The organism is Allobosea sp. (assembly GCF_051860145.1).
Lineage (GTDB): Bacteria > Pseudomonadota > Alphaproteobacteria > Rhizobiales > Beijerinckiaceae > Allobosea.
On record NZ_JBHYEM010000005.1, the window covers coordinates 77,425 to 103,370 of the forward strand.

At 67.6% G+C, this 25,946-nt stretch carries 24 protein-coding genes and 1 tRNA gene; 17 read left to right on the forward strand and 8 right to left on the reverse strand.

Annotated elements, in window-relative coordinates:
- The first annotated feature begins 4 nt into the window (after positions 1–4).
- The 6 genes from ACTIF2_RS10445 to ACTIF2_RS10470 all read left to right on the forward strand — a co-directional run bounded on the left by ACTIF2_RS10445 (position 5) and on the right by ACTIF2_RS10470 (position 5,401).
- Positions 5–598, forward strand: coding sequence for a TetR/AcrR family transcriptional regulator (locus ACTIF2_RS10445; protein ID WP_439496999.1), 594 nt, complete (start codon positions 5–7; stop codon positions 596–598).
- 67 nt (positions 599–665) lie between these two features.
- Entirely contained in the window at positions 666–1,490 is an 825-nt protein-coding gene (locus ACTIF2_RS10450; protein ID WP_439497000.1) for a 3-oxoadipate:acetyl-CoA acetyltransferase, read from the forward strand.
- A 108-nt stretch (positions 1,491–1,598) separates the two neighbouring features.
- Positions 1,599–2,492 carry a MurR/RpiR family transcriptional regulator gene (locus ACTIF2_RS10455; protein WP_439497001.1) on the forward strand — a complete coding sequence of 298 codons (894 nt, stop codon included), beginning with the start codon at positions 1,599–1,601 and terminating at the stop codon, positions 2,490–2,492.
- A complete protein-coding gene (locus tag ACTIF2_RS10460) occupies positions 2,489–3,820 on the forward strand; it encodes an aspartate aminotransferase family protein (RefSeq protein WP_439497002.1) in 1,332 nt (443 codons plus the stop codon). The genes ACTIF2_RS10455 and ACTIF2_RS10460 overlap by 4 nt, the downstream gene beginning before the upstream one ends.
- 46 nt (positions 3,821–3,866) lie before the next feature.
- A complete protein-coding gene (locus tag ACTIF2_RS10465) occupies positions 3,867–4,886 on the forward strand; it encodes an amino acid ABC transporter substrate-binding protein (protein ID WP_439497003.1) in 1,020 nt (339 codons plus the stop codon).
- 221 nt (positions 4,887–5,107) lie between these two features.
- Entirely contained in the window at positions 5,108–5,401 is a 294-nt protein-coding gene (locus ACTIF2_RS10470) for a GYD domain-containing protein (protein ID WP_439497004.1), read from the forward strand.
- Between the two features lie 203 nt (positions 5,402–5,604).
- Here ACTIF2_RS10470 and infC read toward each other — a convergent pair whose 3' ends face one another.
- The gene (gene infC, locus ACTIF2_RS10475; protein WP_439497280.1) at positions 5,605–6,147 is read right to left on the reverse strand and encodes a translation initiation factor IF-3; all 543 of its coding nucleotides are present in this window, start codon (positions 6,145–6,147) and stop codon (positions 5,605–5,607) included.
- 130 nt (positions 6,148–6,277) lie between these two features.
- Positions 6,278–7,495 carry a glycosyltransferase family 4 protein gene (locus ACTIF2_RS10480; RefSeq protein ID WP_439497281.1) on the reverse strand — a complete coding sequence of 406 codons (1,218 nt, stop codon included), beginning with the start codon at positions 7,493–7,495 and terminating at the stop codon, positions 6,278–6,280.
- Between the two features lie 112 nt (positions 7,496–7,607).
- On the opposite strand from ACTIF2_RS10480, the gene ACTIF2_RS10485 reads away from it, so the two are divergent.
- Complete coding sequence (locus ACTIF2_RS10485; RefSeq protein WP_439497005.1) at positions 7,608–8,381, forward strand: alpha/beta hydrolase; 774 nt, start codon at positions 7,608–7,610, stop codon at positions 8,379–8,381.
- A 10-nt stretch (positions 8,382–8,391) separates the two neighbouring features.
- On the opposite strand, the gene ACTIF2_RS10490 is transcribed toward ACTIF2_RS10485, so the two are convergent.
- The 5 genes from ACTIF2_RS10490 to ACTIF2_RS10510 all read right to left on the reverse strand — a co-directional run bounded on the left by ACTIF2_RS10490 (position 8,392) and on the right by ACTIF2_RS10510 (position 11,079).
- Positions 8,392–8,658 carry a BQ00720 family protein gene (locus ACTIF2_RS10490; protein WP_439497006.1) on the reverse strand — a complete coding sequence of 89 codons (267 nt, stop codon included), beginning with the start codon at positions 8,656–8,658 and terminating at the stop codon, positions 8,392–8,394.
- 112 nt (positions 8,659–8,770) lie between these two features.
- A complete protein-coding gene (locus ACTIF2_RS10495; protein ID WP_439497007.1) occupies positions 8,771–9,199 on the reverse strand; it encodes an Hsp20 family protein in 429 nt (142 codons plus the stop codon).
- 213 nt (positions 9,200–9,412) lie between these two features.
- A tRNA-His gene (locus tag ACTIF2_RS10500) sits at positions 9,413–9,489 on the reverse strand.
- Positions 9,490–9,628: 139 nt separating this feature from the next.
- Entirely contained in the window at positions 9,629–10,588 is a 960-nt protein-coding gene (locus ACTIF2_RS10505; RefSeq protein WP_439497008.1) for a hypothetical protein, read from the reverse strand.
- A gap of 95 nt (positions 10,589–10,683) precedes the next feature.
- Entirely contained in the window at positions 10,684–11,079 is a 396-nt protein-coding gene (locus ACTIF2_RS10510) for a phasin (protein ID WP_439497009.1), read from the reverse strand.
- A gap of 217 nt (positions 11,080–11,296) precedes the next feature.
- Between ACTIF2_RS10510 and ACTIF2_RS10515 the strand changes: the two genes are divergently transcribed.
- Positions 11,297–14,236 (forward strand): sensor histidine kinase, encoded by a 2,940-nt coding sequence (locus ACTIF2_RS10515; RefSeq protein ID WP_439497010.1) that lies wholly within the window; start codon positions 11,297–11,299, stop codon positions 14,234–14,236.
- A 130-nt stretch (positions 14,237–14,366) separates the two neighbouring features.
- A complete protein-coding gene (locus ACTIF2_RS10520; RefSeq protein ID WP_439497011.1) occupies positions 14,367–16,313 on the forward strand; it encodes a M23 family metallopeptidase in 1,947 nt (648 codons plus the stop codon).
- Between the two features lie 118 nt (positions 16,314–16,431).
- Here the strand turns inward: ACTIF2_RS10520 and mgtE are convergent, their stop codons facing one another.
- On the reverse strand, positions 16,432–17,805 hold the full coding sequence (gene mgtE / locus ACTIF2_RS10525; protein WP_439497012.1) for a magnesium transporter: 1,374 nt from the start codon (positions 17,803–17,805) through the stop codon (positions 16,432–16,434).
- A 323-nt stretch (positions 17,806–18,128) separates the two neighbouring features.
- On the opposite strand from mgtE, the gene ACTIF2_RS10530 reads away from it, so the two are divergent.
- The 8 genes from ACTIF2_RS10530 (at position 18,129) to ACTIF2_RS10565 (ending at position 25,875) form a co-directional block, all read left to right on the forward strand.
- Complete coding sequence (locus tag ACTIF2_RS10530) at positions 18,129–19,286, forward strand: acyl-CoA dehydrogenase family protein (protein WP_439497013.1); 1,158 nt, start codon at positions 18,129–18,131, stop codon at positions 19,284–19,286.
- 75 nt (positions 19,287–19,361) lie between these two features.
- The gene (locus tag ACTIF2_RS10535) at positions 19,362–20,024 is read left to right on the forward strand and encodes a glutathione S-transferase family protein (protein WP_439497014.1); all 663 of its coding nucleotides are present in this window, start codon (positions 19,362–19,364) and stop codon (positions 20,022–20,024) included.
- A 131-nt stretch (positions 20,025–20,155) separates the two neighbouring features.
- Positions 20,156–21,067 carry a DMT family transporter gene (locus ACTIF2_RS10540; RefSeq protein ID WP_439497015.1) on the forward strand — a complete coding sequence of 304 codons (912 nt, stop codon included), beginning with the start codon at positions 20,156–20,158 and terminating at the stop codon, positions 21,065–21,067.
- 136 nt (positions 21,068–21,203) lie between these two features.
- Positions 21,204–22,193 (forward strand): LysR family transcriptional regulator, encoded by a 990-nt coding sequence (locus tag ACTIF2_RS10545; RefSeq protein ID WP_439497016.1) that lies wholly within the window; start codon positions 21,204–21,206, stop codon positions 22,191–22,193.
- Positions 22,193–22,711 carry a tripartite tricarboxylate transporter TctB family protein gene (locus ACTIF2_RS10550; RefSeq protein WP_439497017.1) on the forward strand — a complete coding sequence of 173 codons (519 nt, stop codon included), beginning with the start codon at positions 22,193–22,195 and terminating at the stop codon, positions 22,709–22,711. The genes ACTIF2_RS10545 and ACTIF2_RS10550 overlap by 1 nt, the downstream gene beginning before the upstream one ends.
- Positions 22,712–22,714: 3 nt before the next feature.
- Complete coding sequence (locus ACTIF2_RS10555) at positions 22,715–24,217, forward strand: tripartite tricarboxylate transporter permease (RefSeq protein WP_439497018.1); 1,503 nt, start codon at positions 22,715–22,717, stop codon at positions 24,215–24,217.
- A 65-nt stretch (positions 24,218–24,282) separates the two neighbouring features.
- Complete coding sequence (locus ACTIF2_RS10560; protein WP_439497019.1) at positions 24,283–25,260, forward strand: tripartite tricarboxylate transporter substrate-binding protein; 978 nt, start codon at positions 24,283–24,285, stop codon at positions 25,258–25,260.
- Positions 25,261–25,347: 87 nt separating this feature from the next.
- Positions 25,348–25,875, forward strand: coding sequence for an ureidoglycolate lyase (locus ACTIF2_RS10565; protein WP_439497020.1), 528 nt, complete (start codon positions 25,348–25,350; stop codon positions 25,873–25,875).
- Positions 25,876–25,946 lie beyond the last annotated feature (71 nt).

The following is a 25,946-nucleotide window of genomic DNA, read 5'->3' on the forward strand; positions in this document are numbered from 1 at the left end:
ATGGATGGCGCGCAAGCCACGCAAGGACATGATCGCGGAGACGCGCGGCAAGCTCGTGAGCGCGGCGCGCAAGGCGTTCGGGACGATCGGGTACGCCGAGGCCTCGATGGACGAGCTGACCGCCGCTGCGGGGCTGACGCGCGGCGCGCTCTACCATCATTTCGGCGGCAAGACGGGGTTGCTCGAGGCGGTGATCGTCGAGATCGACGCGGAGATGAACGAGCGCCTGCGCGTGGTCGCCCGCAAGAGCCCCGACGCGTGGACCGGCTTCCGCGACGAATGCACCGCCTATATCGAGATGGCCCTTGAGCCGGAAATCCAGCGCATCGTCCTGCGCGACGGCCCGGCCGTGCTCGGCGACCCGTGGAACTGGCCGACCCAGAGCGCATGCATCCGCTCGATGACCGAGAGCCTCGGCGGCCTGGCCGAAGCCGGCGTCATCATCAAGATCGACGCGGAGGCCGCAGCCCGGCTGATCAGCGGCGCGACCCTGCATGCCTCGCAGTGGATCGCGCATGCACCGAACCCGGCCGAGGCGTCCCGCAAGGCGATTGCCGCCTTCAACGCCCTGCTCGACGGGCTGCTGGTACGGCACTGACGGGCTTGCGCCGCCCGCCGTCGTGGGCCTTATCTGGACCGCTGACACAGGCCGAGCCCGGACGACCATGACCCCTTGCATCATCACCGTCGCCATCACCGGCTCGCTGCCGACCAAGCGCGACAACCCCGCCGTGCCGATCTCGATCTCCGAACAGATCGAGTCGACGCAGGAGGCCTTCGAGGCCGGCGCGACGCTGGCCCATTGCCATGTCCGCAGCGAGGACGGCACTCCAAGCTTCGATCCCGACCGCTTCGCGCGGCTGCTGGAGGGCCTGCGCCAGCAATGTCCGGGAATGATCGTGCAGTTCTCGACCGGCGGGCGCTCCGGGGCCGGGCGCGAGCGCGGCGGGATGATCCCGCTCCGGCCCGACATGGCTTCGCTCTCGACCGGATCCTGCAATTTCCCGACCCGCGTCTACGAGAACAGCCCTGAGCTGGTCGATTGGCTCGCCGCCGAAATGCTGAGCCATCAGGTCAAGCCGGAGGTCGAGGCCTTCGACCTCTCGATGATCTTCAAGGCGGCCGAAATGCACACGGCCGGCGCGATCAAGGGCCCGCTCCATGTCCAGTTCGTCATGGGCGTGAAGAACGCCATGCCGGTCGACCGGGCCACCTTCGAATTCTACATCGCCACCTTGAAGCGCCTCGCACCCGACGCGACCTGGACGGGCGCGGGAATCGGGCGCGACCAGATCACGCTGAACCGCTGGTCGCTGGAGCTCGGCGGCCATTGCCGCACCGGGCTCGAGGACAATGTCCGGCTCGATCGCGACACCCTTGCCCCGTCCAACGCCGCGCTGGTGAAGCGCATCGTCGATCTCTGCCCGGACTATGGCCGGCGGCCCGCCACCGTGACTGAAGCCCGCACGCTGCTGCACCTGCCCACCTGAGCCGGGCAGGCATGCCGTGACGGTTCGCGGCAGCCGGAATGAAACATTTGTTTCTTATCACCAGATATGGAATATCTGTTTCAATCCCTCCCGAGCCAGCATGACGGCATGGACCAGTCGAGCCTCACCGCCAGACTCACCGAACGCTTCGAAGAGTTGCCGACGCAGCTGCGTCTGGCGGCGCGCTGGGTGCTCGACCATCCAGCCGACGTGGCGCTGCTGACGACGCGTGAGCAGGCCAGGCGGACCGGCCTGTCGCCGGCGACCTTCACGCGACTGGCCCAGAGCCTCGGCCTGCCGGGATATGACGCGCTGCGCGCCGCCTATGCGGCCTCGATACGCCGGCGGCCGGAGGGCTTTGCCGGCCGGGCCGGCGAACTGCTCGAACGGCATGGCGACGAGGGCGACACCGCGCTGGCGCAGGACATGTTCGCGGCGCTGACGGAGCATATGCAGGCGCTGCGCGAGCCGGACTCGCTCGCACGGCTGACGCGTGCGGCCGGCCGGCTCGTGGCGGCGCGGCACCTGTTCTGCTTCGGGCTGCGCTCGTCCTTTCCCGCCGCCTATATGCTCGACTACATCCATGCGCTGATCGGGGCGGACTCCACCCTGGTCGACGGCGCCGGCGGGCGCGGCATCGATGCCTTGCGCCGCATCGGGCCGGGCGACGCGCTCTTCGTCGTCTCGGTCGCGCCCTATACGCGCCTGACCCTGCAGGCGGCGGATTATGCGCGACAGCAAGGCGCCGGCATCGTCGCGCTGACCGACAGCCTGCGCTCGCCGCTCGCCGCGCTGGCTGACGAGGCCGTGCTGGTCCGCACCGAGACGCCATCCTTCTTCCACACCATGACGCCGGCCTTCGCCGCGGTGGAATGCCTCGCGGCGCTGATGACCGCGCGCCGGGGCCGGGCAGCGCTCAGCGCGATCGGCGCGAGCGAAACCCAGCTCGACGCCTTCGACACCTACGCCACTCCCCGTTCGACGAAGCGGAGCCAAGCATGAGCGCGATCCTCCACCGCAACCTGGCCGGCGGCTATCCCGTCGCGGTCAGCGGACAGGGCGTCATCATCACCGACACCGAGGGCAAGGCCTATATCGACGCCAGCGGCGGCGCGGCGGTCTCCTGCCTCGGCCATGGCCATCCGGACGTGCTGGCGGCGATGCATGCGCAGATCGACAAGCTCGCCTATGCCCATACCAGCTTCTTCACCAGCGAAGCCGCGGAAGAGCTCTCCGAGAACCTGATCGCGCGCGCGCCGAAGGGCATGGCCAGGGTCTTCATCTGCAGCAGCGGCTCGGAGGCGATCGAGGCCTGTCTCAAGCTGGCGCGGCATTATTTCGTCGAGAAGGGCGAGACCAGACGCGTCAATTTCATCTCCCGCCGCCAGAGCTATCACGGCATCACGGCGGGCGCGCTCTCGGTCGGCGGCCGGATGAAGGACCGGGCGCCCTTCACCGAGATGCTGATGCAGGGCCACCATATCTCGCCCTGCTACGCCTATCGCGGCCAGGCGAGCGGCGAGACCCTGGAAGAATACGGGCTGCGCATGGCCGACGAGCTCGAGGCGAAGATCCTCGCGCTCGGCCCGGACACGGTCGCGGCCTTCGTCGCCGAGACCGTGGTCGGCGCGACGCTCGGGGCCGTTCCGCCCGCGCCCGGCTATTTCAAGCGCATCCGCGAGATCTGCGACCGCCATGGCGTCCTGCTGATCCTCGACGAGGTGATGTGCGGCATGGGCCGGACCGGGACGCTCCATGCCTGCGAGCAGGAGGGCATCGCGCCCGACCTGATGGCGATCGCCAAGGGCCTGGGCGGCGGCTACGCGCCGATCGGCGCGATGCTGGTCTCGGCCCCGATCGTCGAGACGATCCGGCAGGGCTCGGGCGCCTTCCCGCACAGCCAGACCTATAACGGCCACCCGCTTGCCTGCGCGGCGGCGCTCGCGGTGCAGAAGGTGATCGCGCGCGACGACCTGCTCGCCAATGTCCGGCTGCAGGGCGCGCGGCTCGAACGCCGGCTGAACGAGCGCTTCGCCAACCACCACCATGTCGGCGACATTCGCGGACGCGGCCAGTTCTGGGGCATCGAGATCGTCGCCGACCGGGCGAGCAAAACGCCGTTCGACCCGAAGCTGAAGCTCAATGCCAAGATCAAGCAGGCCGCCATGGCGCATGGGCTTCTGGTCTATCCGATGGGCGGGACCGCCGATGGGCTCGCCGGCGACCATGTCCTGCTCGCCCCACCCTTCATCGTCGACGAAGCCACCGTCGACATGATCGTCGAACGGCTCGGAGAGGCCGTCGATACCGCCATCGCACGCGCGTCCTGACGCCCGCCGCGAACCACCAAAACAACAGGGGAAGACCATGACACCGATGAAACGACTGACCGGCGCAGCCTTGACCTTCGCCGCCGTGCTGGCGGCAAGCGCTGCCGGCGCCCAGACCGGCACGCTCGAGCGCGTCAAGGCGCGCGGCGAGCTGATCTGCGGCAATCACATCGCCCTGCCCGGCTTCGGCCTGCAGGGGGCGGACGGACGCTGGGACGGGCTCGACATCGATCTCTGCCGCGCCGTTGCCTCGGCGATCTTCAACGATCCCAACAAGGTCAAGTTCGTGCCGACGACGCCGCAGATGCGGTTCGTCGTCGTGCAGAGCGGCGAGGTCGACATGCTCGCCCGCAACGCCACCTACACGATGTCGCGCGACACCACGGCAGGCATGTCCTGGCCGATCATCAACTATTTCGACGGCCAGGGCTTCATGGTCCGCAAATCGGCCGGCGTCACCGACGCAAAGGGATTGAACGGCGCGTCGATCTGCGTGACGCAAGGCACCACGACCGAACTCAACCTCGCGGATTTCTTCCGCGCCAACAAGCTGAAATACGAGATCATCGGCTTTTCCACCAACGAGGAGGGCGTGAAGGCGCTGGAGGCGGGGCGGTGCGACGCATTCACCACCGATTCCTCAGGCCTTGCGGCCGAACGGCTGAAATTCTCCAAGCCGGACGATTTCGTCATCCTGCCGACGCTGATCTCGCGCGAGCCGCTCGGCCCGGCGGTGAAGCGCGGCGACGAGAGCTGGTTCGCGCTGGTGAAATGGGCACATTACGCCATGCTCAACGCCGAGGAGTTTGGCGTCACCAAGTCCAATGTCGACGAGATGCTGAAATCGGGCAATCCGGAGATCAAGCGCCTGCTCGGCGTCGAAGGCAAATTCGGCGAGGGTCTCGGCCTGACCAATGACTGGGCCTACCGGATCGTCAAGCATGTCGGGAATTACGGCGAAAGCTTCGAGCGCAATGTCGGCCAGGACTCGCGGCTGCAGCTCAAGCGCGGCCTGAACGATCTCGCCTCGCGCGGCGGCCTGCAATATCCGTATCCCATCAGGTGAAGCCCAGGCGCCCGGCAGCGGGAGTTGCCCTGCTGCCGGAGCCGCCCTCGCGGGCACCGCCTGCCTCGGCTGACAGGCTCGGCATCACCCCGACCGCCATGCTAGACTGGCGATAGAAGCCCGGCGGGCGGTTCAACGCCTATCTGGAGTCACGCGGCGACGAGCGGGCCGCCACATATCGCTCCCGATGGAAAGGCCGGGCCTTATCGGGGAGAAGCGCGATGACAACCTACATCATGCTGGCCAACTGGACCGATCAGGGCGCACGCAACGTCAAGGATTCGCCCAACCGTCTCGACACGGCCAAGAAGGCGCTCCAGGCCATGGGCGGCGAGTTCAAGGCCTTCTTCATGACGATGGGCGAATATGACCTGGTCGCCATCTACGAGGCTCCGGACGACGCGGTGGCTGCCCGCTTCAACCTGCAGCTCGCAATGCTCGGCAGCGTGCGCACGCGCACGCTCAAGGCCTTTCCCGAAGCCGCCTATCGGGAGATCGTCCGCTCCGTCAGTTAGAGCCTGATGTGATTTGCCGGAAACCCACCCGCGTCATACCGGGCAAGCGAAGCGCGGACCGGGATCCATCGTGAGGCTCCGGCGTCCTTCGACGGCGCGGCCGGACATGACAAGGCCCGGCGCGAAGGCCGGGCCTTGTGAATTGCAGAGCGGAAGATCACCGGCAGCCCCGGCTGGCGCTACCAGGACAGCTTACCGGCCGCTCACTTCGGCGCCAGCACCATCACCATCTGGCGGCCTTCGAGCTGCCAGTCGCTCTCGACCTTGGCGACTTCGACGGTGTCGACCTTGACCCGCTCGAGCACCTTCACGCCGAGATCCTGGTGCGCCATCTCGCGGCCGCGGAAGCGCAGGGTCACCTTGACCTTGTCGCCCTCCTCGAAGAAGCCGTGCATGGCCTTCATCTTGACGTCGTAATCGTGCTTGTCGATGCCGGGGCGGAGCTTGATCTCCTTGATCTCGATGGTGCGCTGCTTCTTGCGCGCCTCCGAAGCCTTCTTCTGCTCGAGAAAGCGGAAGCGGCCGTAATCGAGAATCTTGCAGACCGGAGGCTCGGAGTTGGGGGCGATCTCGACCAGGTCGAGACCGGCATCCTCGGCAATCTTCAAAGCCTCGAAGAACGAGACCACGCCGCGGTTGGCGCCGGTATCGTCGATAAGCTGAACGTCGCGGACGCCGCGGATGTCTCGGTTAGAGCGCGGGCCGTCTTTGGTCGGGGTTGGTGCAGCGCGGAAGGGACGACGAATGGCAGTATGCTCCTGTGATTGGTGCTTTCGGCACCGTTGACCAGACACATTGCACAAAGCCGGGCGTTGTCAATCCAAACGAGGCGTAACTCTCGCCAAACGAAGCGCAACACCCGCCAAGCGCAAAAAACTAACGCCCCAACAGGGCGCAATAGACGTCGAGCGTCTCGCTCACCATGGTCTGGAGCGAGAAATGCTGCTCGACATGGAGCCGGGCACGCCGCGCCAGCGCATCGCGCGCCGAAGGGCGCAGCGCCAGGGCCTCGCCGAGTCCGGCCGCCAGAGCAGGCGCATCGCCGGGCGGCACCCGCCAGCCGGTGCGCTCACTGGGGGCAGTCTGCGGCGGCGCGAGCACCGTTTCCGGCACGGCGCCAAGATCGGAGACGACGACCGGCACGCCCATGGCCTGCGCCTCGACCGCGACGCGCCCGAAGGCCTCCGGCTCCGTGGAGGGTACGGTGACCACGGCGGCCGCCAGGAGCGCGGCCGGCATGTCGGCGCAATGGCCGACGCGCTTGACCCGCCCTTCAAGCCCGGCGCGGGCGATCGCCTGGTCGAGTTCCTTGACGTAGCCGTCGCGGCCCTGATGATCGCCGGCGAGGATGAAGGCGGTGTCCGCATCACCGTCATCACGCAACAGGCGCGCCGCCTCGATCAGGACGCGCTGGCCCTTCCAGCCGGTCAGCCGGCCGGGCAGCAGCACGATGCGCTGATGCGGCTCGACGCCCCAGGCACGGCGCAGGGCCTGCACCCGCTCCGGTCCGACGGCAGCCGGCGCGAAGGCCGAGAAATCCGTGCCGCGATGGACGACGCGGATACGGTCCCGGGCAAAGCCGTGCTTGGCGATGATGAGATCGGCCGTATAGGCGGAGTTGGCGATCACCACGTCGCCGCGCGCCATCACCGAATTGTAGCGGGTCTTGACCGGCGAACGGCTGGCATAGGAGCCGTGATAGGTCGTGACGAAGGGCAGTTTCAGCGCCTTCGCCGCAGCGAGCGCGACCCAGGCCGGGGCGCGCGAGCGGGCATGGATCAGCTCGACGCCTTCCTGCCGGCACAGCAGCATCAGCTTGCGCGCGTTCAGCAGCATCGCGAACGGATTCTTCGAGGCCGCCGGGAACGGCAGCCAGACCCCGCCCTTGGCCTGGAGCTCGGCGACGAGGCGCCCGCCCTCGGTCGCGACCAGCGCCCGCGCGCCCGCCTCGGTCAGGCCCTGGGCGATGTCGACCGCCGTGCGCTCGGCCCCGCCGGCCTCGAGATCGGGAATGATCTGCAGGATCGTGCGCCCGCTCAGCGGATGATTATCCGTCGAAGGCAGCGAAAGATGCGCGCCGGGCCGCAAGGACATGTTCACCGTTTCAAAAATCTCTCGGATCGGGGGCGGACAGTATGACCACGTGCGGCGGCCGCTCGCAGCCTATAATCACCCGGAACCGAAGATTCGTCACAGGAGATTTGAGGTGGAGCAGCCCGCCCCGCAATGGCTCGATGTCGGCACCGGCGAGGAACGGCGCCGTATCGCCGTCCTGGAGCAGGAGGGCGCGGGTGCGCCCGTGATCTGGCTCGGCGGCTTTCGCTCCGACATGCGCGCGACCAAGGCCGAGGCGCTGTCCGACTGGGCGGCACGGAGCGGACGCGCCTTCCTGCGCTTCGACTATGCCGGACATGGCGAGACGGGAAACGATTTCGGGCGCTGGACGCTGTCGCACTGGCTCGAGGATACGCTCGCCGTCATCGCCGCGCGCTGCAGGCAGCGGCCCGTGCTGGTCGGTTCGTCGATGGGCGGCTGGATCGCATTGCTCGCGGCGCGCAAGCTGCGCGGCAGCGCGCTCGCCCCGGCCGGCATGGTGCTGATCGCGCCGGCTGTCGATTTCTCCGAGGAACTGATGTGGGCGCAGATGCCGCAGGACATTCGCGACACGATCATGCGCGACGGCGTCTGGCTGCGGCCTTCGGAATACTCACCGGAGCCGACGCCGATCACCCGCGCCCTGATCGAGGACGGGCGGCGTCACCTGATGTTCGGAAGCGAGATCCGGACCGGCTGCCCCGTGCATATCCTCCAGGGCATGCAGGACCCGGACGTGCCGTGGCAGCAGGCGATGAAGCTGGTCGAGCACCTGAGCGGCGACCCGGTCGCGCTGACGCTGATCAAGGGCGGCGATCACAGATTGTCGACGCCGCCCGACATCGCAAGGCTGCAGGCGGCGGTGGCGGAGATCGCCACCGCGTGAGGCGCCCGCCTCAATGCAGGCTGACCATCCTGAGATCGTGCTCCCAGGCATTGGCCGTCGCTGCTTCGGCCGAATCGGTCACCAGAATCGGAGCGCCATCGGCCGAGAGCAGGGCGAAGAGCTTGAGGCCCGGCTGGATCTCGGGAGCCTGCGGGAAGATCCGCACCAGCTCCTCGGAGCTCATCGGCTTGAGATAGGCGACTTCGCCAGTGCCGAGCGCCGCGAACTCGGCCGGGGTCAGCGGCGGGGTCCGAACCATGTTGGTATCGTCTGTCATCGCGCCCTCCTTCAGAGCAGTGCGAATGGCGGTTCTCATGATGGTCACCTGATCATGAACGAATGCAAAACCGCGACACATCCGTTCCGACCGCTTCGTTTCCGACCCTTGCTCAATCGCGGCTGACGATATCGATACGCCTGACGAGCCGCTCCGGTTCCGGCCGCACGAGATCGATCGCGAGCAGACCGTTGGACAGGTCCGCGCCCAGGACCTGCATGCCGTCGGCGAGCAGGAAGGAGCGCTGGAACTGGCGCGCCGCGATGCCGCGATGCAGGAACTGCCGGCTCTTGTCGTCGCTCTGGCGGCCTCTAATGGTTAGCTGGTTCTCTTCCAGCGTGATCTCGAGCTGGTCGCGCGAGAACCCCGCCACTGCGAGAGTGATCCGAAGACGATCCGGCTCATTCTCAGTGCGCGGCATCCGCTCGATATTGTAGGGCGGATAGCCTTCGCTGGCGCCTTTCGCGACCCGGTCGAGCGCGCGTTCGATGTCGTCGAACCCGAGCAGGAACGGATGGGACAGGCTAGGCGTACGCGTCATGCTGAAGCCCCCGGGAGGCGCCTCGTCGATCGGTCGGAGCCCAATGGCGCGGCACTCCGAAGGCGAAAGGCGAAGCCCTTCCGCTTGATCAAGATATGGCAACCGGGCTCGGCAGGTTCAAGTCTATCGAAACAACGCCCTGCGGCGCGGCAACCGCGTTGCAGCAAGGCCAGCGACAGGACTTGCCGCAAGGTCGCCAGGCGAATGACCGGATGGTACAGCCACCCCGGCTTGAACGGGGGACCTCTAGATCCACAATCTAGCGCTCTAACCAACTGAGCTATGGCTGCACGGCACCCTGGCGCCTCGCACGGCCGCGCGAAAACGCGGGATGGCCGGCGGCGCGGAACCTAGTGCCGTCGCGGCGCGATTGCAACCGCCGAAATGCACCATATCGACCGAAAATCCCGCGTCGCGTCGCGGCTCGTCTCAATCCTGGCGCAAGGCGGCCTGGGCCGTGTGCGCCAGATCCGTCAGATGCGCCGAATAGGATTCGTAACCGCGGCTGAGCGCCTTGGCCTGAAGCGCCACAGCGTCGGCCGCGCTTTCGGTCCGGGCCAGGGTCTCGGCCTCGCTCAGCGTGGCTTTCAGCTCGGCGCAGGCATGGTCAAGGACCTTGGCCTGCAAAGCCCCCGCCATGCGCGCCACGGCCAGCGTCTGCGTCAGCCATGCCTCCGCAGCGAAGCTGGCGAATTCAGGGGTGCGCGGAAGCTGTGGCGACACGCTGGCCGGAACCGTACGTGCGAGCTTTTCCGCCGCTGCCGCGACGCTGTTCGACGCCTTGTCGATAGCCTGCGCCCCGGCCTTGGCTGCGGCCACCGCCGCCTTGGCGGCGGGTTCGGCGACCTTCACCGGCGCAACGGCGGCCTTGACCACGGCTTCCGCTGCAGCCGCTGCCTTGGGTATTGCCGGCGCCGGAGCCGGCGACTTGACGGAGACGGGCTTGGCAAGGACGGGTTTCGTAACAGCCGGCTTGGTGACCGCAGCCTTGGCGACGGCAGCCTTCTTGGCCGGCGGTTTGGCGCTCCGGACCTTGCGCGCGGCAGGCTTCGCCGTCGCAGCGGCTTTCGCCGGCGGCTTGGCCGTCGCCGTGGCGGCCAGCGGCTTGGGAGCTTGCGCGGCGGCAACAGGAGAGGAAGCGACCGGGCCTGCCTTCGCGGGAGCGGTGGCGACCGGCGTGGTCGGCGCAGCGTCCACCGGCGCAGGCTTGGGCGCACTCGTGGCCGATGCCGGCTTCGCCGGAGCAGGAGCCGCCGTGGCGGTCGTGACGGGCTGGGCGGCGGGAGCCGCGACCTTGTTCTCGACCGGCGCGGTATCCGAGAGCGCCTTGACCGGCGCGAGGCTGATCGGGGCCTTGGACGAGGCTTTCGTCGGAGCAGGCTTCACCATCACGGCTCTCCTAGCAATCTATGGGTTGAAGCCGGGCAAGCCGCCCGGCTGCATCATGGTCCATCGAGCATGGCGGCCCCGGAGGCCGCCGTCGCTCACTTCATCTTGGTCGCCTTGGCGGCGGTCTCGGCGGCCTTGGCGGCGACGTCCTGGGCGGCGGCGCCCATGTCCTTGAGCTGGGTCTGGAGGGACGCCATCTGCGACTTCAGGAACTCGGACTGGTGCTGCATGACCTCGGTCAGGTCCTTCGACTTGACCAGCTTCTGCGCGAGGTCGAAGGCGGCCGCGACATTGGTTTCGGCATAGGTCATCGCCTTGCGGGTCGCGTCCTGGGCGTTGACGCGCGCGGATTCGGCCGAGCCATGCGCGTTGTCGACCGCCTTCTGAGCCGCGCCGATGAAGCCGTCGAAGGCCTTGCGGGCCTGCTCGACGCTGCGCTCGGCAAACTCGCGCATTTCGGTCGGCACTTCATAAGGCGTCTTGCCGTTCATGGGTCGTCCTCCTGTGTGGCTGGCTCGCGATCGGCCAGATTATTGTGCACTGCAATATCATTTTTGCGATGCGATGACAATCGGCGCGACAGCGACGTTAACGTTGTTTCGATCAGACGCGGGAGAGGGGTTGCAGGTTCCATGGATTTGCAATCGTTTGGGCGCTATTAAAGCTTTGTTAGCCATATCGGAGCAGGTCTCGGACGAACGGACGGGCATGAGCGAAGCCGAACAGAAATGGACGATATTGGGCGCCGAGGCGGCAAAGGATGCCGCGCTCGCGCCTTATGCTGTCGACGGCGCGCTCCTGCTCTGGGACCAGGATGCGGCCCGGCCCGGCTTCACCAATTCTGCCGCCCACGCGCTGCTCGCGCAAGCGCGCGGCGGGCTTCCGCTGCCCACTCGCGAACGGCTGAAGCTGCTGGCCGCCGGGCTTGCGCCGAAAGACGGGCTGCGCCTGGAGCGGCTGCGCCTGACGCCCGGCTTCACCGCCACCCTGGTGACCTGCGGCTGCAAGCTGCTGGCCGTTGGAGACGAGCCGCCGGTCCTGGCCGTTGCGATCGCCGCATCCGAACTGCGCCGGCTCGGGGTCGCGACCCGGCCGATCGCCGCTGCCGCTGAGCCGACCGCGATTTCGGCCGAGCCTGTGCCGGCTTCCCCTGCCGCGGTGCAGGACGCTCCCGCCACGCAGCCGAAGCGCGCGACCGTTCGTTTCCTCTGGCAAAGCGATGCCGCCGGCAGGCTCACCACCGTCTCGTCCGATATCGCCGAGATCGTCGGGGCCGAAGCCGCGACTGCACTTTCCGGCCGGAACTGGTCCGACCTGATCGGCCGCGACCTGCTCGACCGCGACGGCAATCTCGCGGCGCGGCTGGCGGAGCCAGCGACCTGGAGCGGGCACGCTGTGCTGTGGCGAACCGCCAGTCCGACCGAGGGCGTGCGGGTCGAGCTTTCCGGCGTGCCGGTTCTCGACGCGACGCGCGCCTTCGCCGGCTTCCGCGGTTTCGGCCTCGCCCGCATGACCGAACGCGAGCGTTTCCTGGACGCCGCCGTCCCCCCGACCGACGATGCTGAGGTCGCTGCGAGCGAGGCCGTCGCCGAGCCGCTGCCCGACGCGGCGACGCCATCGGCAGAAGCGCCCTCCCCCGAGAGGCAGGACGCAATCGCGCCGGAACCGCCGCAAGCGAGCCAGCCTGCGACCGAGGACGAGCCGGGCGAGCGTCCGGCGGAGGCCCCGGCGGCACGCGATGCCGGCTCGTCCGGTGCCAATGTCGTGCCGCTTCGCAACGGCCATCTGGCCGCGGTCAGGCCGGTGCTCGAACCGTCGAAGCCGCTGCTCAGCTCCGCCGAGCGTAACGCCTTCCGCGAGATCGCCAAGGCGCTGGGCGCGCGCATCGCGGGTGATGACGAGGCGGAGCCGGAGCCACGCCTGCCACCGGCCTCGCCCATGCGGTTGAACAGCGCCCCGGATGAAACGGACGCGCCTGCACCGCAGGAGCCCGTGGGCAAGCTCGACGAGCCCGAAGCCGATCCACGCGAGACGCTCGAGGACTTGCCGCCGGAGCCGGCACCCACCGAAGCGGCGGAGCCTGCCTCCGTGAGCGGGCGCCAGCGCCTGCCGAATTCGCATGCGGACGTTCTCGACCGGTTGCCGATGGCGGTCCTGGTCAACCGGGGCGAGGAGGCGCTTTACGCCAACCGCACCCTGCTCGACCTGCTCGACTATGCCGACCTTGCCGATCTCACCTCGGCCGGCGGCGTCAGCCGCCTGATCAAGGAAGCGGCTCGCGCCGAAGGCGGCGCAATGGTCCTGATCGACCGGACCGGACATCTCGTCAATGTCGATGCGAGACTGTCGGCCGTCTCCTGGCAGGGCGAGCCTGCGACCCTGATGGCCTTCCGTCATCCCAATGGCGGCGGCGAGGTCAAGGTCCTGACGCCCGAAGAGGCGGAGGACGCCGAGCTCGCCGCGGAATTCGAGGCCGAGGAAGCCGAGATTTCCGCCCGCGTCGATGCCCTGCGCCTCGACATCGAGGCGCGCGAGGCCCGGATCGGCGAGATGATCGCGGTGCTCGACACCGCGACCGACGGCGTCGTCACCGTCGACGAGCGCGGGCGCATCCTCTCGCTCAACAAGACGGCCGAGGCGCTGTTCGGCTACGACCAGCGCGAGGTCGCCGGAGAATTGTTCACGCTGCTCTTCGCGCCCGAGAGCCATGCCCCGGCGCTCGATTATCTGGAAGGCCTGAAGGGCGGCGGCGTCGCCTCGGTGCTGAATGACGGGCGCGAGGTCATCGGCCGGGTCCGCCAGGGCGGCCGGATTCCGCTGTTCATGACGATGGGCCAGATCGCGGACGGGGCCGAGCGGCGCTTCTGCGCAGTGCTGCGCGACATCACCGCCTGGAAGAAGACCGAGGGCGAGCTGGTCGAGGCGCGCAAGGCGGCCGAGAAGGCGAGCGCCCAGAAATCCGACGTGCTCGCCAAGATCAGCCACGAGATCCGCACGCCGCTCAATGCGATCATCGGCTTCGCCGAGGTGATGGCGGAGGAGCGCTTCGGGCCGATCGGCAACGAGCGCTACAAGGAATACCTGCGCGACATCCACCAATCTGGCGGCTATGTCATCAGCCTGGTCAACGACCTGCTCGACCTCGCCAAGATCGAGGCCGGCAAGCTCGATCTCGACTTCGTCAGCGTCAATCTGAACGAGATCGCCTTGTCGGTGGTCAACCTGCTGCAGCCCGAGGCGCAGCGCGGCCGCGTGGTGCTGCGCTCCGGGCTTTCGCCAAAACTGCCGCCGGTGGTGGCCGACCAGCGCTCGATTCGCCAGATCGCGATCAACCTGCTCTCGAACGCGGTGAAATTCACCGATGCCGGCGGCCAGGTCATCGTCTCGACCGCGCTCGGCGACCAGGGCGAGGCGATCCTGCGGGTGCGCGACACCGGCATCGGCATGGACGATGGCGAGATCGCGCTGGCGCTGGAGCCCTTCCGGCAGGTGCCCACGACGCGCCGCTCCGGCGGCACGGGCCTCGGCCTGCCGCTGACCAAGGCTTTGGTCGAGGCCAACCGCGCCGCCATGACCATCACCAGCGTCAAGAAGGAAGGAACGCTGGTCGAGATCACCTTCCCGCCCCAGCGGGTGCTGGCGGGCTGAGCGGCCCGGCACGATCGGCGGGGCATATCCCGACCTGTCATAGTTTCGCCGTTTGCGGCGGCACATAGACGGGCGCCTTCGATGCTCTCCGTCCATGGATGGGAGATCTGCCGGGACAGACGGAGCCGAGTTGCCTTCCTTCCACGACGACCATGCCGAGGCGCTAGCCGATTCGTTCGATTCGGGCTCCCGGCGGCCTCACGCGACGGGCCACGCCTCGTTTTCATGGCGCTGGCTCGGCGCCAGCGTGTTGCTCGGCCTTGTCGGCGCCGGACTCCTGGCCTCGTCCCTCTATGTCTCCGAAGGCGACAGCGCCGTCGCGCAGGCACCGGAACGGGTGCCGCTCGCCTCCACCCGTTCCCCGGTGGCCGGCCAGTCCAGCCGCAAGGCGGACCTCCTCGTCCAGCACGGCTTCTCGATCGGCATGACGCGGCATTTCCGTGCCCCGCTCACTGAAAGCGTCGGCGAGCGCGAGATCACCAAGGTCCATGCGCTCGTTCAGGTCTCGGCCGAACTCTCGCCGCTGCCCGCCGCCAATCTCGACATCCCGGATTTCGACCCCGCCGGGATTCTCGCCGGGGCGGAGCGCGAGAGCCAGCCGCAGAACGCGACCGATCCGGCCGATGCCGATGTCTCCGTGGTTCGCCGGGATCTGGCGGAACTGTCGATCCCGGCCGATGCGCGCGGCTTGTCGGAGGCTGCGGTCGAAGACCAGATCGCCGAACTGATGCGGCTTTCGGGCGGGGCCCGGCAATTGCCTCCCGATTACTCGAACCAGCGGATGCTCTCGCGCACGCTGCACATGGCCGGAACAGACGAGCCCGAAGCCGCGCCGAACGCCGCCGGCCGCTTCGGCTCGCTCGACGTCCGGATCGTGCCGGAAAACGTCACGGACATCCCGATGGGCAGCGCAGCGCCGGACACGTTCGAGGACCGCGACATCGTGCTCGGCCATGGCCAGACGCTCGCCGATGCGCTGAAGGCCAATGGCGCCACGGATGACCGCGCCGCCGCGATCGTCGCCGCGCTCGGCCGACGCGCCAAGACCGACCTGCCGGACGGCCAGCACCTGCGCCTCCTGATCGCGCCCGAAGGCAGGGAGCGGACCATCCAGCGCGTCACGCTCTTCGACGAGAAGGGCCCGCAGGAGATCGCCGCCGCCGACGACCGCGGCCGCTTCGTCGCGGTCGCCAAGACGGATGGCCGGCGCGAGCACGCGCAGGACGACGACGAGGCGGATGACGGCGACGACGACCGCGGCGACCGCGCGACGATCTACCAGAGCGCCTATTCAGGCGCCGTGAAAAGCAACGTGCCGCGCGATGTCATCGACGACTTCATCCGGGTCTTCGCGGCTGGCATGGACCTCAAGCAGAGGGCGGCCATCGGCGACCGGCTGGATCTGATCTTCACGGAGGACGAGGCCACGCCGACCGGCCATCGCGAATTGCTCTACGCCGCGCTGACCGCCGGGGGCGAGACGCAGCGCGTCTATCGCTATGTCTCGCCGCAAACCGGCGATCTCGCCTATCTCGACGAGGAAGGCGTCTCGCTCAGCAAGCTCCTGATGCGCAGGCCCGTCCAGAACGGCCGGATCAGCTCGCCCTTCGGCATGCGACGCCATCCGATTCTCGGCTATGCGCGGCTGCATAGCGGCGTCGACTGGGCCTCGCCGCGCGGGACGCCGATCATGGCCGCCGGCGACGGGAAAGTGGTCGCGGCCGGCGTCCATGCCGGCTACGGCAACCGCATCGAGCTCGAGCACGCGAACGGCTATGCCAGCGCCTATAATCACATGGCGAGCATCGGCAAGCAGATCAGGCCCGGCGCGCAGGTGCATATGGGCGAGATCATCGGCTATGTCGGCACGACGGGCCTCTCGACCGGTCCCCATGTCCATTACGAGGTCACGATCAACGGCCATTTCGTCGACCCGATGAAGGTGAAGCTGCCGAGCAGCCATGCGCTCGCCGGAGCGGCGCTCGCCGAATTCAAGGACCACAGGCGGCAGATCGACGCCTTGCGCCAGCAGGGCACGGCGCCGACCGTGACGGTCCAGAACGGGCATTCCGGCTGACTGGATCGGCAATCGTCATTGCGAGGAGCGAAGCGACGAAGCAATCCAGGGGGCGTAGAGCGCTGCCGCCCCTGGATTGCTTCGCTACGCTCGCAATGACGTCAGAACGAAAATCGCTCTAGAGCAGCGTCCCGCCCAGGATCGTCGCGGCGACGCCGAAATAGATCACCAGCCCGGTGACGTCGACCAGCGTCGCCACGAAGGGAGCCGAGGCGCTGGCGGGATCGAAGCCGAGGCGCTTCAGGATGAAGGGCAGCATCGAGCCGGTCAGCGAACCGAAGGTGACAATGCCGACGAGCGCCGCACCGATGGTCGCGGCGATCAGGGGCCAGTGCTCGCCATAGTCGTAGAGGCCGAGCTTCTGCCAGACCACGACCCGGACGATGCCGATCGCGCCGAGGATGGCGCCCAGCGTCAGGCCGGTCGGGATTTCGCGCAGCGCGACGCGCCACCAGTCGCCGAGCCTGATCTCGCGCAGCGCCAGTGCCCGGATCAGCAGGGAGGTCGCCTGCGAACCGGAATTGCCTCCCGAGCTCATGATCAGCGGGATGAACAGGGTCAGCACGATCGCCTTCTCGAGCTCGCCCTCGAAATGCTGCATCACCGAGGCGGTCAGCATCTCGCCGACCAGCAGGATGCTGAGCCAGCCGGCACGCTTGCGGATCATCCGGGCGAAGCTGATCTCGTTATAGGGCTCGTCGAGCGCCTCCATGCCGCCGAGCTTCTGCACGTCCTCGGTCGTCTCGGCGATCATCGCGTCGATCACGTCATCGACCGTGACGATGCCGATCACATGATCGGCCCCATCGACGACCGGCACGGCGAGAAGGTCGTATTTCGAGATCAGGCGCGCCACGTCCTCGCGGTCGATATCGGGGGTGACGCTGATCGGCGCGCGGTCGGGCGCGGCGGAGACGACGAGCGCCTGCGGCTCGGCGCTGATCAGCCGACGCAGCGAGACGGCGCGAAGCAGCGTGCCGGCGGCAGGATCGAGCACATAGATCGCGTAGATCGTCTCGCGGGTGCGCTCGACATGGCGGACATAGTCGAGCGTGCGCGACACCGTCCAGTCGGCCGGCACGCTGACGAACTCCGTCGTCATGATCGAGCCGGCGCTCTGCTCCGGATAGGTCAGCAGCCGGTTCAGGGTCGCGCGGGTTTCGTGGTCGACGCGCCCGAGCATGCGCAGCCGCAGCGGCTCGTCGAACTCCCGGACCACGTCGGTCACCCGGTCGGCCGCCATCGCGGAGAGGAATTGCGCGGCGCGCGCCTCGGGCAGCAAAGCGAGCGCCTCAGACGCGGCGGCGAGCTCGGGCTGGTCGAGGACCTCGACGGCCCGGTCGAAGGGCAAGGCGAGGAGCACGGCGGCCACCGTGTCCTCGTCCTGATCGTTCAGGGTCTCGACAATGTCGGCGATATGCTCCCGCGCCAGGGTCTGGGCGAGAGTGACAGCGAGAAGATCCCGCTCCGGTGCGGTGGCAACGGCGTTCATGGCTCTATCCTTTTCGATCGGCCGTCATGGCCGATCGCAGGCGAGCCGGGGTCTCCGGTCAGGCGCGCGAGGCGGCGGACGGCATCGACTGTCGACTGGGACTGTCGGTTGGCATTGCGCTGGAGTTCCTGTGAAGCCGTCGGCGGGAAGGCCTAAGGCGGGGTCGCAATGCACCCGGCGACGGCCGCCGTCAAACGAAATCTTTTGCGCTGCAGCATGCCGCGCGGCGATGCGCTTCCCGGTTCGCGTTGGCAGGCGCGCCGGACGGCTTGGCGCTCCCTTGCGTGCCCTCTAAGCTCACCGCCGGGAATGACGAGGCCGCCATGGATTTCGCGCTGAGCGACGAGGAAGAGCTGATCCGCGACACGGCGCGGAAATTCGCGGCCGACCGGCTGGCGCCGCTCGCCGACAGGCTCGACCGCGGCGAGGGCCGCGCCGAGTTCCTCGCCAATCTGAAGGCGCTCGCCGAAAACGGCTTCATGGCGCTGAACGTGCGGGCCGAGTTCGGCGGCAGCGAAGCCGGCACCGTCGCCTTCGCGCTGGCGCTCGAGGAACTGGCCGCGGCTTGCGCCTCCACCGCGGTGACGACCTCCGTCACCAATATGGTGGGCGAGGTGATCCAGGCGGTCGGCACCGCCGAGCACAAGGCGACCTACCTGCCTCGCCTCGCCGACGGCACCTATCCGGCCGGGGCCTTCTGCCTCACGGAATCAGGCGCCGGCTCCGACCCGGCCGGCATGCGGCTGAAGGCGCGCCGCGACGGCGAGCATTACGTTCTCGACGGCCAGAAGATCTACATCACCAGCGGCGAATATGCCGGGCTCTTCGTGGTCTGGGCCGTGACCGATCCCGACGCGGCGAAGGGCAAGGGCATCTCGGTCTTCCTCGTTCCGGCGGATACGCCGGGCGTCACGATCGGCAAGGCCGAGAAGAAGATGGGCCAGACCGGCTCGGCCACCAACACGATCCATTTCGACGGTGCGCGAATCCCGGCCCCGAATCTGATGGGCCGGGAGAATGACGGGTTCCGCGTCGCCGTCGGCGAGCTCGCCGGCGGGCGGATCGGCGTCGCCGCGGTTTCGCTCGGCATCGCGCGGGCCGCGATGGAGGCGGCGAAATCCTATGCGAAGGAGCGCCGCCAGTTCGACCAGGCGCTCAGTGATTTCCAGGGCCTGCAATGGATGATCGCCGATCGCGAGCTCGACCTGCATGCCTCGCGCCTGCTGATCCTCGACGCCGCCGCGCGCAAGGACCGCGGCGAGCCCTTCGCCAGGGAGGCCTCGATGGCGAAACTGTTCGCCTCCGAAGCCGCCCACCGCTGCACCGACACCGCCATCCAGATCCATGGCGGCGCCGGCTATTGCCGCGACTTCCCGGTCGAACGCTACGCCCGCGATGCGCGCATCACCCGCATCTATGAAGGCACCTCCGAAATCCAACGCCTGATCATCGCCCGCGAGACCTTGCGCCAGACGGCCTGACGTCCGTAGAGATTATCGTCTCCGATCCGGCTGGATTCGGAGAATTCTCTTCTCTCTGACGCCGAAAGCCCGATCATGACCCTGACCATCTACGGGTGCTACCGCTCGCGCGCGACGCGCAACATCTGGCTGGCCAACGAGCTCGGCCTGCCCTTCAAGCATGTGCCGGTGATCCAGGTGTATCGTGTCGCCGACCCAAAGGCCGCCGATGCGCCGATCCATACACGCAGCGAGGCGTTCCTGAAGGTCAATCCCAACGGCCATGTCCCGTCGATCGACGATGACGGCTTCGTCCTGCACGAATCGCTCGCGATCAATCTCTATCTCGCCCGCAAGCATGGCGGACCGTTGGCGCCCAAGGACGTCGCCGAAGAGGGCCTGGCCGCGATGTGGTCGCTCTGGGCCGCCACCGAATGCGAGACCCACGCGCTCAACCTGCTCTACCACCGCGTCGCCAAGCCGCCGCAGGAGCGCAACGCCGCAATCGCCGACGAGGCAGCCAAGGCCCTGCGAGCACCGATCGCAGTGCTGGACGAGGCGCTGAGCAAGGACGGCCATCTGGTCGGCGGCCGCTTCACGGTCGTCGACATCAACGTCGCGGAGGTCATCCGCTACGCCATGGCGGGCGCGCCGGAGCTCTTCGCCGAGGCCCCTCATGTGAAGGCCTGGCTCGCCGCCTGCCATGCCCGGCCGGCCTTCAAGACAATGTGGGAAGCCCGCGAGGCGGAGCCGGCCTGACCAGAAAGCGGGTGGCGACACGCATGACATCGGCCTAGCGATCAAGGACGGCACCTGTCGCCGTTTCACCCGAAAGCCCGGCCGACATGACGCGCGCTCCCAGCTCTCCGCCGGCACCTGCGGCCCTCGTGATGGGTCCGCGCGAGTGGCTTCTACTGCTCGCGCTGTCGCTGCTCTGGGGGGCGTCCTTCTTCTTCGGCAAGATCGCCGTGACCGAATGGCCGCCGCTGGCGGTAGTGCTCGCCCGCGTCGGGCTGGCCGCCGCGGTGCTCCAGATCGCGGTCCGCGCGCTCGGCCTCTCCATGGCCGTCGGTCGCCGGATGTGGCTCGCCTTCTTCGGCATGGGCCTGCTCAACAACCTGATCCCCTTCGGGCTGATCTTCTGGGGCCAGACCGAGATCGGCAGCGGCCTCGCAGCGATCCTGAACGCGACGACGCCGGTCTTCGGCGTCATCGTCGCCCACTTGTTCGGGACCAACGAGAAGGCGACGCCCCTGAAGATCGCCGGCGTCCTGGCCGGGCTCGCCGGGGTCGCCATCCTGATGGGGCCGGATGCGGTCGGCGGGCTCGGCGGCGCGCTCTGGCCTCAGCTCGCCTGTCTCGGCGGGGCCTTGTCCTACGGCTTCGCCGGACTTTACGGCCGCCGCTTCCGCGACCTGCCGCCTTTGGTGACCGCGACCGGCCAGCTCAGCGCCACGACGATCATGGCCTTGCCGCTGGTCCTGGTGCTGAACCCGCCCTGGCTGCTTCCGACGCCCAGCCTTGTCGCGGCCGGCGCCATGGTCGGCCTCGCGGTCCTCTCGACGGCGCTCGCCTATGTGATGTTCTTCCAGATCATGCGCCGGGCCGGCGGCAGCAACACCATGCTGGTCACCTTCCTGATCCCCGTCAGCGCCATCCTGCTCGGCGTCGGGTTTCTCGGAGAGATCCTACTGCCACGGCATGTCTTCGGCATGGCGGCCATCTTCCTGGGCCTCGCGCTGATCGACGGACGGCTCTTCCGCCGGGGTCGGAAAAGCCATGCACGAAAAAGCAGCATCTAGGCGCCGGAGCTTTGTTGCCAAAAAATTATGAATTGCTCTACGGTCGCTTTCATAGCGATTGCCGCTAAAGGGCATAACTTCAGCGACTGGAAGATATCGCAAAAAACGATACGCCAGAGGGGAGCAGACGAACGCCATGGATGTCCGGCAACTGCGATGTTTCATCGCGGTGGCAGAGGAGCTGCATTTCGGCCGGGCGGCCGAACGGCTCGGTCTCGCGCCGCCTGCGCTCTCACGCCAGATCAGCGCGCTCGAGGACGAGCTCGGCGTCGGCCTCCTCACCCGCACCACCCGCCAGGTGGCGCTGACGCGCGCCGGGCTGATCATGCTCGAAGAAGCCAAGGGCATCCTCGCCAAGATGGACCATGCATCCCGCTCCGTGCGCGAGGCCTCGCTCGCATCGAGCAAGGTGCTGCGCGTCGGGGCGATCGACGCCGCCTCCTCCAGCTTCATCCCTCAGGCGCTGGTCTCCTTCCGCCAGCGCCATCCCGGAGTCGAGATCAAGTTCGTCGAGGCGATGACGGCGGCGCTGATCCAGATGCTGGAAGCCGGCAAGCTCGACGTCGCCCTGGTTCGCCCGCCCCGCAAGCCGACCGATTGCGCCTTCGAGATCCTGCGCGTCGAGCGGCCGATCGTCGTGCTCAACGAGAGCCATCCGCTCGCCGCCCGCGAGCATCTGACGATGCCGGACCTGATCGGCGAGCCCTTCGTCGTGCCGTCGAAGCGCATCCGGCCCTTCGCCTACGACCTGGTGATGGCCTATTTCGAAAGCGTCGGGACGGTGCCGAACGTCACGATCGAGGCGACCGAGAAGCCGGCGATGATGTCGGCGGTCGCTGCCGGCCTGGGCATGGCGCTGGCGCCGGACTGGGTCTCGCGGCTGAGCTTCCCGGGCGTGACGATGCGCCGCCTGCGCGGCGCACTGCTCGATCCGCCACCGCCCGGCGCACTGGTCGGCGTCGCCTGGCGGCCGCACCAGAAACTCGCGGCCCGCGATGACTTCCTCACGATCCTGCGCGAGAGCGTCACGTTGATCGACGAGAACAACGTCCTGCCCTTCACCTTGTCCACCCAGAAACTGAAACGTGCGGCCCGGTCCGCCAGATCCCACGTCGGAGGAGCCTGATGAGCTTGAACACAATCGAGCGGGCGCAAGGACTGCGCATCCGCTCGCAACAGGATCTCGCCGCCGGCGCCTTCATGATCGCGCTGGCCGTCCTCGCCTTCATCCTCTCCTGGGACCTCTCGATGGGGACCTTGCGCCAGATCGGGCCCGGCATGCTGCCCAAGGCCTTCGCGGTGATCTGCGGCGCGCTCGGCCTGATGCTGTGCATCGGCTCGCTGCGCTTCAAGGGCGAGCCGCTGACGGGCTGGTCCTGGCGCGGCGTCCTGTTCGTGCTCGGGGGCGCCTGCCTGTTCGGCCTCACCATTCGCGGCTTCGATTTCGGCCCCATCCGTATCCCGGCTCTGGGACTGGTCGTATCGGGCCCGCTCGTCATGCTGGTTTCGGGCCTCGCCGCGGACGACATGAAATGGAAGGAGCTCCTGCTCTTCTCGATCGCGATGTCGGTCGCCTGCATCCTGCTGTTCAAATATGCCCTGAGCCTGCCGATCCCGCTGGCCCCCTGGCTTCTGGGGATCTGAGGCATGTTTGAAACCATCGCGCATCTCTCGCTCGGCTTCGGCGTCGCCCTCAGCCTTCAGAACATCGCTCTTTGCTTCGTCGGCTGCCTGGTCGGCACGCTGATCGGCGTGCTGCCAGGCGTCGGACCGATCGCGACGATCTCGATCCTGCTGCCGATCACCTTCGGGCTCGACCCGACAGGCGCGCTGATCATGCTCGCCGGCATCTATTACGGTGCCCAGTATGGCGGCTCGACCACCGCGATCCTCGTCAACATTCCCGGCGAGGCCACGGCGGTCGTGACCACGCTGGACGGCCACCAGATGGCCAAGCAGGGCCGCGCCGGCATCGCGCTCGGCATCGCGGCGATCGGCTCCTTCGTCGCCGGCTGCGTCGCGACCGTGATCATCGCCGCGCTCGGCGCGCCCTTGACAAAGCTCGCACTGCTTTTCGGCCCGGCCGAGTATTTCTCGCTGATGGTGATGGGCCTGTGCTTCGCGGTCGTGCTGGCGCGGGGCTCCATCCTCAAGGCGTTCTGCATGATCATGCTCGGCCTGCTGCTCTCGACGGTCGGAACCGACCTCGAGACCGGGCAGGAACGCATGACCTTCGGCTTCCCGCCGCTCGCCGACGGCATCGACTTCTCCGTGCTGGCGATGGGCGTCTTCGGCTTCGCCGAGGTCCTGCGCAATCTCGAGAACCCCGAGGCGCGCGACGTGGTCAAGGCCAAGATCGGCCGGTTGCTGCCGGCCTGGAGCGACATCAAGCAGTCGATCATGCCGGTGGTGCGCGGCACGGCGATCGGCGGCACGCTCGGCATCCTGCCGGGCAACGGCGCGGTGCTCGGCCCCTTCGCCAGCTACACCATCGAAAAGAAGATCGCCAAGGATCCGTCGCGCTTCGGCAAGGGCGCGATCGAGGGCGTCGCCGGGCCGGAATCGGCCAACAACGCCGGCGCGCAGACCGCCTTCATCCCGCTGCTGACGCTCGGCATCCCGCCGAACGCGGTGATGGCCCTGATGGTCGGGGCGATGACGATCCACGGCATCATCCCCGGCCCGCAGGTCATGACCAAGAACCCGGAGCTGTTCTGGGGCATGATCGCCTCGATGTGGATCGGCAACCTGATGCTGCTCGTCATCAACCTGCCGCTGGTCGGCGTCTGGGTGAGGTTGCTGCAGGTGCCCTATCGCCTGATGTTCCCGGCGATCCTGATCTTCTGCTGCATCGGCATCTACTCGGTAAACAACCAGCCGATGGACGTCGCCTTCACCGCGATGTTCGGCCTGTTCGGCTATCTGCTGATCAAGCTCGGCTTCGAGCCCGCGCCGCTGCTGCTCGGCTTCGTGCTGGGCAAGCTGATGGAGGAGAAGCTGCGTCAGGCGCTGATCATCTCGCGCGGCTCGTTCATGACCTTCTTCGAGCGTCCGATCTCGGCGGCCCTGCTGGCCGTCGCCGTCATCGTTCTGGTCATCGCGCTCCTGCCGTCGATCGCCAAGAAGCGCGACGAGGTCTTCACCGAATGACGGGGTTGCCATACGCGCAACCTCGCTCCAGTTCTGTCCATAACCGATCTCAGGGAGGATCACCCATGAAGAAGCTCGTCTATGGCCTTGCGGCCGCACTCGCGCTGACCGCCGCCGGCGGCGCACTGGCGCAATCGAAATATCCGGAGAAGCCGATCACGATGATCGTGCCCTTCGCGGCAGGCGGCCCGACCGACATCATCGCCCGCATCGTCAGCGAGAACATGTCCAAGACGCTCGGCCAGCAGGTCGTGGTCGAAAACGTCGCGGGAGCCGGCGGGACGACGGGCATCACCCGCGCGCTGACCGCTGCGCCCGACGGCTACACCATCGCGATGGGCCATCTCGGCACCTTCTCGGCGGCGCCCTCGACCTATCCCAACCTGAAATACGATCCGATCAACGGCATGCAGACGATCGGGCTCGCCGGTGGCACGCCGATCCTGATCGTGGCGAAGAAGGATTTTGCGCCGAAGGACCTGAAGGAATTCGTCGCCTTCGTGAAGGCCAACCCCGACAAGGTGAACGAGGCGCATGCCGGCGTCGGCTCGGTGTCGTGGACGACCTGCACCCTGCTCAAGGGCCAGCTCGGCGTGCCGAAGCTCAATTCGGTCGCCTATCGCGGCACCGGCCCGGCCCTGAACGATCTCGTCTCCGGACAGATCGAATTCATGTGCGACCAGATCGTCAGCGTCGCCGAGCAGGTGAAGGCGAAGACCATCAAGGCCTATGCGATCGCCTCGGCCGAGCGCTCGCCGGCGCTGCCCGACGTCCCGACCACCAAGGAAGCCGGCCTGCCCGAGTACCAGATCGAAGCCTGGAACGGCATCGCCGCGCCGAAGGGCACGCCCAAGGACGTGGTCGACAAGCTGGTCGACGCGCTCGACAAGGCGCTGAACGACGAGGGCGTCAAGAAGCGCCTGCTCGACCTCGGCACCGTCATCCCCACCGCCGCCGAGCGCACGCCGGACGGTTTTGCGGCGCTGATCAAGCGCGATGCCGACAAGCTGACGCCGGTTCTGTCGGCAGCGGTGAAGCAGTAAGCCTCGCCGCAACGAAGCGGCTTGACCACGGCGGGCCGCAAGGCCCGCCGTTTTTGTTTGCGGACGGCCAGGCGATAGGATGGCGCCATGACATCGACGATCGAGCTTCCCGTCGCCGCCCTCGAAGCCGAGGCCTTCGCTCCCTATGGCCGCCTGCTGGCGCCGGAAGGCCCCCGCGACGCCGGCCGTGACGGCTACGATATCTGGATCAAGCCGTTCCAGGCCGAGAGCAAGGCCCGCCTGCAGATCGTGCGCTATCACGCGCGGCCTTTCGTCGTGACGACGATCGAGCGGCATCTCCATGTCAGCGAAGCGCGGATGCCGCTGGCCGGGCCGCCGGCGATCATCGTCGTCGCGCCGCCCGGCGAGGACGCGCCAGGGCCCGAGAGCCTGCGCGCCTTCCGCATCGACGGGACGGGCGTCATCCTGCATCGGGGCACCTGGCACGCCATCGACGCCTATCCGGAGTGCGGGCCCCATGCGGATTTCCTGTTCCTGTCGGAGGAGGCGACGGTGAACGAGCTTTTTGTCACGCCCGACAAACGCCCAAAAAGAACCGAGGTCATCGACTTTTCTCGCAGGGCCGTTCACGTCTCCATCGGCGTTAGTCGTTGATATCGTGAAATTATCGATCATCTTGTTGTGATCGGTTACACCTCGTTACCTATTTTTTGAGGAACCTAATC